Source organism: Croceitalea rosinachiae, from assembly GCF_031846445.1.
GTDB lineage: Bacteria > Bacteroidota > Bacteroidia > Flavobacteriales > Flavobacteriaceae > Croceitalea > Croceitalea rosinachiae.
The window spans coordinates 1-7,945 of record NZ_JAVRHR010000010.1; the positions used below are offsets into that span (position 1 = coordinate 1).

At 44.3% G+C, this 7,945-nt stretch carries 2 protein-coding genes; both read right to left on the reverse strand.

Annotation, left to right across the window (positions count from 1 at the left end; translation table 11 throughout):
• On the reverse strand, positions 1-6,300 hold a 6,300-nt coding region (locus tag RM706_RS16390), incomplete at its 3' end, for a BspA family leucine-rich repeat surface protein (protein WP_311353356.1).
• Between the two features lie 702 nt (positions 6,301-7,002).
• The coding region (locus tag RM706_RS16395) for an InlB B-repeat-containing protein (protein WP_311353357.1) at positions 7,003-7,945 on the reverse strand (943 nt) is incomplete at its 5' end.

Genomic DNA, 7,945 nt, shown 5'->3' on the forward strand with positions numbered 1-7,945 from the left:
TATCACTTCGGAGGTCCAGGTACCCACACCACCGGATACATTGGTCCAGAACCTGCCGTCCAATACCTCGAAGGTTCCACCGGTACGGGCAGAGCTCCAAGCCGTGGCACCGTTGTCCACCACGTCGCCATCGGACAGGTCCTCAAAGTCCTCTAACCATATCGTACCGCCAGGGGAAACCTCACCATACGTCGCCGTAACCACCACATCCGAAGATGGAATCGTTACTGTGGTCGAGGAACTGTTGATGTCCGCGACCCCGGACACATCGCCCGTCCAGGAAACGAACTGTTGGCCCGTAGGTGCCGCATCGGCAACTATGTTCACCACTTGGCCCTCAAAGTACGTACCGTCACCGTTTCCGTTGTTCACCGTCAGCGCATAGGTCGTAACATCTATTGGGCCATATGTCGCCGTGACCTCCACATCCGAAGATGGAATCGTTACCGTGGTCGAGGAACTGTTGGTGTCCGCAACCCCGGACACATCGCCGGTCCAAGCAACGAACTGTTGCCCTGCCGGTGGTCCATCCGCCACGATGTTCACCACTTGGCCCTCTAAGTACGTACCATCACCGCCTCCATTGTTCACCGTCAATGCGTACGTGGTACCGCCCGTGGTGGCACCCGTGACCGCAATATTGTCGATAAAATAGTTCTCGTTTCCACCGCTCACCAGCGATTCCACAACAATCTGTACCGTACTGCCAGTTATCTCACCAGAGATGAAGGTCTGTGGGTCGATGTCGTTGTTCACAAAGCCGAACTCCACCGGCGTGCCGCCGTCCAAGATATAGAAGGCACGCACGAAATCGGAACTCTCCTTGTTGTCGTCCGAATCGTCAACGTCCATCGATAGCGATACCGTTCCGCCGATAGGTATCACCTCGGAGGTCCAGGTACCCACACCACCGGATACATTGGTCCAGAACCTGCCGTCCAATACCTCGAAGGTACCACCGGCGCGCGAAGAGCTCCACGCAGTGGAACCGTTGTCCACCACGTCGCCATCGGACAGGTCCTCAAAGTCCTCTAACCATATCGTACCGCCAGGGGAAACCTCTCCATACGTCGCCGTAACCACAACATCCGAAGATGGAATCGTTACCGTGGTCGACGGACTGTTGGTGTCCGCGACCCCGGACACATCGCCCGTCCAGGAAACGAACTGTTGGCCCGTAGGTGCCGCATCGGCAACTATGTTCACCACATGGCCCTCCAAGTACGTACCGTCACCGTTTCCGTTGTTCACCGTCAGCGCATAGGTCGTAACATCTATTGGACCATATGTCGCCGTGACCTCTACATCCGAAGATGGAATCGTTACCGTGGTCGACGGACTGTTGATGTCCGTAACCCCGGACACATCGCCCGTCCAGGAAACGAACTGTTGCCCTGCTGGTGCCGCATCGGCAACGATGCTCACCACATCGCCCGATCCGTAGCTGCCATCGCCGCTTCCGCTGTTCACCGTAAGTGCATAGGTGGTTCCGCTAGGACCAGTACCCGTCACCGCTATGTTGTCGATAAAATAGTTCTCGTTGCCACCGCTCACCAGCGATTCCACCACGATCTGTACCGTGCTTCCATTGATGTCCCCCGAAACGAAGGTCTGCGGGTCGATGTCGTTGTTCACAAAGCCGAACTCCACTGGGGTGCCACCGTCCAGTATGTAGAGCGCGCGTACGAAATCCGCACGTTCCTTGTTGTCGTCCGTATCGTCAACGTCCAACGATAGCGATACCGTTCCGCCGATAGGGATTACCTCGGAGGTCCAAGTGCCCACGCCGCCATTGACATTGGTGCGGAACCTGCCGTCCAATACCTCAAAGGTGCCCCCATCACGTGATGAAGTCCATGCAGTGGCACCGTTGTCCACTGTCGTACCGTCGACCAGGTCCTCAAAGTCCTCCAACCAGATCGTGCCGGATGGTTGGGAACATCCATCTGCCGCTCCAGCGTCATTGATTGTCCAACCATAGGTATCGATAATGCTTTGTCTAGCGTTTTCAGCTAAACAATATTGGTTTTGAGGAGCATCTAGCACGACTTCATTTTGCAAGGAAGCCAATTGGCTCCAACCGATAAGGGTGTTGTCATAGTTTTCGTTAGAAAGGCCAGAATTCTCAAAAACCAGAGACATACGGGTAACCTTACTCACATCCCAATTACTTAAATCTTGATCAAAAGAAGTTGCACCTCTAAACATAAAACGCATATCTCTTACATTACTAACATCCCAATCATTAAGTGGATGATTAAATGGAGTATTTGAAAACATTCCTCCCATGTCTTCTACTTGACTTACATTCCAAGATTCAATATTTTGGTCAAAAGAAGAATCCGCAAACATTGCCGTCATATTTGTAACACTACCAACGTTCCATGAACCAACGTTTTGATTAAAAGACCTTGCCTTGGAAAACATGAAAGTCATATTTTGTACCGAACTCACATCCCAATCACTAAGATCTTGATTAAAAGATGTTGCATCTTCGAACATGCTCGACATATCATTGACAGAACTCACATCCCAATTGCTAATATCTTGGTTGAAACTGTTTCCGCTTAAGTTATCGCCCCTAAACATATTCCTCATATTGGTAACCGAACTTACGTTCCAATTGCCTATATCTTGGTTAAAGTTTTGAGCACGGTTGAACATGCCTAGCATATTTTCCACATTGCCCACATCCCAATTTGCAATATTTGCATTAAACAAGGAGGCGACAGAAAACATAGCTTCCATTGATGTGATAGTACTAACATCCCAATTATTGAAACTTTCGTTACCCACGATCTCAAAACAACCCCGAAACATGCCTGTAAGATTAGTTGCCGATGACAAGTTAGGCGTATCAGTTGCAAGCACCCTCATAACACTACAATCGGCAAAGGCTTCTTCCATAGAGGACCATTCAATATCGCCCCACTGTTCGATAGTTAAAAACTTAAAGCTTTCAAAACTTCCTGGGAAGGATATTCGTGGAAAGATTCCAGTAATTCGTACTATTTTAATACCTGGTTCTTCATAGGTATGGGTTGGAGAATCACTAGTAGTAATTTGTTCTATGGTACCATCCCCCCAATCAACTGAATAATCATAAGTTTCTCCTGGGAACGTAGGAATCGTAATCTGGTTGTCCTCTGAAACCCCAAAGTTGTCCGTTTTCCAAGTGGTGATAAAAGGCTGTTGACAATCTTCTGCCTCTCCAGCATCATTGATAGTCCAACCATAGCTATCGATAATGCTTTGGCGGGCTTCACCGGATAGGCAATATTGGTTATTTGGAGCATCCAGTTGCACTCCATTTTGTAATGTTGGCAATTGGTTCCAGCCGATTAAAGTGTTATCATAGTTTGCATTAGAAAGGGCGGAATCTTTAAACAAATTTGTCATGTTTTGGACTTGAGAAACATCCCAGCTTCCTAAATTTTGGTCGAATGATAAAGCTCCATCGAATGTACCAAACATCAAATTCACATTCTCCATTTCCCAGTTATCAATGTTCTGATCAAAAGAGGAGGCGTTTCTAAACATAAATGAAACATCTCTAATACCATCAGTATTCCAAGAACCTATAGTTTCATTACCAATTAGAGCAGCGCATCCCAAGAACATTCCTGCAAAACTGTTTACTCTCAATAAATTGGGTATATCTTCTGCCAATACATCCACATTCTCACATCCGGCAAAAGCGAATGACATGGACGTCCACCTATTAGTGCCCCATTGATTGACCGCAATTATTTTTAAGTCATCTGAATTTTTAGATGGTGATTCAGCAGTACCATTAAAACCATTGAAATAAATTCTTGGGAATTTACCTGTGATAGAAACTTGGTATTCACCTGGCTGGGCATAGGTGTGGGTAATATCTCCCATAACATTCTCATCAAAGGACCCATCTCCCCAATCCACGTGATAATCGTAAACTTCTCTGGGATTGGTAGGTATCGTAATTTGATTGTCCTCTGATAGACCTGGATTATCTGTCTTCCAAGTGGCAATGAACGCACGTTCTTCACTACAGTCAATGCCAAAATCATTGATGGTCCATCCAAAAGTGTTAATCAATGTGTTTCTGGCTTCCTCACCATCACAATACACTGCGAAATTGGCTCCTAAAACAACATTGGACTGTAATTCAGAAAGCTTTGCCCAAGCTATTAAAATAGCATCGTAGTTTTCCTTGGAAAGGTCAGAATCATCAAATGCATTAGAGAAATTGGTAACATTGGAAATGTTCCAAGCACTAATATCTTGATCAAAACTACTTTGACTAAAGGCATGTCTAAAACTAATTGCGTTCTCCACATTCCAATTCGTAATATCATGGTTAAAGAAGGTACTATTAAAAATAAAATCAAAAATTTGCACATTGCCAACATCCCAATTGGATATATCTTGATCAAACGCACTGCTTCCGAATAGACCGTACATATCGGTTACCCTTCCAACATTCCAAGCACCAATAGCATTGTTAAATGGACTGCTAAAAAACATAAATGACATATCGGTAACATTACTTACGTCCCAAGTTGAAATATCTTGGTTGAAGGCGGATTTATCAAATATTCCGGACATGTCCGTAATGGTGCTCACATTCCAAGAATTGAAATTCTCAATACCATTAAAATTTCCGAATTCACGATTACCCGAATTGTCAAAAGAATAATTACAAGAAAAAAACATGTTTCTTAGGCTCGTCGCATTGGACAAAATCGGTGTATCAGAAGCGGCTACGGATAAATTGGAACAGCCTGCAAAGGCAGCCTCCATAGAAGTCCATAAATTTGTGCCCCATTGTCGAACCGTCAACAATTTTTTCTCGTCACCACTAAATTCATCAAAACCAAAGGTGAAATCATTAAAATAAATCCGAGGAAATTCACCAGAAACTGTTACTGTATATACTCCAGGTGTTCTATACGTATGAGTGATATCTCCAGTGACATTCTCCGAAGTTGTGCCGTCTCCCCAGTCCACTATATAGTTGTACACACCCCCTGGGAACATAGGAATCGTAATTTGGTTGTCTTCGGAACTTCCTGGATTATCCGTTTTCCAAGTGGTCACAAATGGTCGTGGTTCAATCTCACAATTAGCGGCCTCACCAGCATCATTTATGGTCCAACCATAGGTATCGATGATACTTTGGCGGGCTTCACCTGATAGGCAGTATTGGTTTTGAGGAGCATCTAGCACAACTCCATTTTGCAAGGAAGGCAATTGGCTCCAGCCTATTAAGGTTTTGTCATAATTTTCATTGGAAAGACCTGAATCGTTGAACATTTCTTCCATGCCCTGAAAAGCAAAAGGTTGACTAACATTACTAATATTCCAGTCTGCCAAACTCTGATTAAAACTAGTTGCTTTAGAAAACATTTGTACCATCGCAGTGACCTTTGAAACATCCCAAGAACCTATGTCTTGATTAAAAGAAGATGCTCGATGAAACATTCCTCCCATGAACTTAACACTGCTCACATTCCAATCACCTATATCTTGATTGAAAGAAGTTGCACCAACGAACATATTAGACATATTACTAACATTACCTACATTCCAATTTCCAATATTCTGATTAAATGAAGTTGCACCTAAAAACATACTACCCATACCCAATACATTGGAAACATTCCAACCACTTATATCTTGATTAAAGGATTTAGCACCAAAGAACATCTGACTCATGCCTTGAACATTAGACACGTCCCATAGTCCTATATCTTGATTAAAATTTTCCGCTTGAGCAAATAGGCTTCCTAAACTAATAATATTGCTCACATCCCAATTTTGGAAACTTTCATTACCAATTAAAGAAGAACACCCATAAAAGGTTTGTTGTAACAAAATCACATTAGAAAGATTTGGCACATCAGATGCAATGACATCTAAGTTTATACATCCTGCAAAAGCTTCAAACATATTTCTCCATGAGATATCGCCCCACTGATTGACGGTCAAAATTTTACCATTGTCACTAATATTACCTTCAACAAATGCGTCATTAAAAAAAATAGCTGGAAAATCACCGGAAATAGATACGATATAAGTGCCTGGATTAGCATAGGTATGGGTTATATTCCCTGTAACACCTGTCGATGTGGTATCATCACCCCAATCTACTATGTAATCATAGGTTTCGCCAGGAAGTGTTGGTATGCTTATCTGGTTGTCTTCTGAGACTCCTGGGTTATCTGTTTTCCAAGTTGTAATAAATGGTTTTTGAGCATCTTGCGGAAAGCAAAAAATGGAAAATAGAATTAAGACTATTGGGAAAGTAGTTTTCTTCATGTTAGTTTGGGTGAATGATTAACCAATAAAAATACTTCTATAAAGTTCATTGTTAGATTTATTCTCGATAAAAAGGAATTTAATCTCGACTATCAAGAATGTCTAAGTAAAAACCATAGTTTGGCTATGGTTTTCATACAATAACATCTACTTGATTTAGATAAAATGTAACTTTAGGAGAATTAATGATGCCGAAGTCGTTGATGCCATTCAACAATTTTATGCGACAGCGATTACTTTTGGAAACACTTATTCAAGCACTGATTTGGTATTTCCGGGAAATTCAAAAAAGGCTGTGGGCACCACAAAAACTAGGGTTTTGAAAAAATTATAGTAACACTGAACTATTCCCCAAAACTGTTTTCAGGTATTCTTCCTCTAACATTTTTAAAGAAGGTCCTGATTTTTCGAAAATCTGTATTAATGTTCTCAGTTGGTAAAAAAGGGGCTGCTAGCACCACTTTGTTTTCACCTAGACCAAAGGCTACCATCACAATTGTATGTTGACTGTTTCTGCGATATAACAAGAATCTGTTTTCACAGCCTTTGCTTTATTCTTTCAGAAAGGGTTAAATAATTGCCCTTCCATTGTGCTATTAAGAGAAGGCAAAGCGTCTCTAAAGAGACTCCTTGCCTTCCTATTTATTTAAACATGTTGTGCGCAGTCAACCGCGAAAAATGGACCATTTGCCATGCCCACCTTTACCTCCTTATGATCAATTGTCTAATAAAGGTTGTTCCTTCATCGTTCAATATATTCAAATGGTACGCCCCGATTGGCAGATCATAAACCGGTAGCTGGTAGCCGTTGGCACGGTTCCACAGTTCGGAAGCTTTAAAGGCCCTTACCTGTTGGCCCAGGGAATTAAATATCGCAATGGCTTCCAACCTGGAATTGCCCTTGACAGAGAGCGTTGCCTCTGTGGTGGCGGGGTTCGGATATAGCATTACTTCAAAGGGTACTACCGGTTCGGTATTCCCCAATGCATAGTCGTCCAACCGTGCCCTTAGACCTGCTACAGCCGTGGTCACCGCAACATTATCGATAAAATAGTTCTCGTTGCCTCCGCTCACCAGCGATTCCACAACAATCTGTACGGTACTGCCCGTTATCTCACCGGAGATGAAGGTCTGGGGGTCGATGTCGTTGTTCACAAAGCCGAACTCCACAGGGGTGCCGCCGTCCAATATGTAGAGGGCACGCACGAAATCGGAACTCTCCTTGTTGTCGTCGGAATCGTCAACGTCCATCGATAGCGATATCGTTCCGCCGATAGGTATAACCTCAGAGGTCCAGGTGCCCACACCACCGGATACATTGGTCCAGAACCTGCCGTCCAATACCTCGAAGGTCCCACCGGCGCGCGAAGAGCTCCACGCAGTGGCACCGTTGTCCACCACGTCACCATTGGACAGGTCCTCAAAGTCTTCCAACCATATCGTTCCGCCAGGGGAAACCTCACCATACGTCGCCGTGACCACCACATCCGAAGATGGAATCGTTACCGTGGTCGAGGAACTGTTGATGTCAGCGACACCCGATACATCGCCCGTCCAAGAAACGAACTGTTGCCCAGCAGGTGCCACATCGGCAACTATGTTCACCACATCGCCCGATTCATAGGTGCCATCGCCGCTTCCGCTG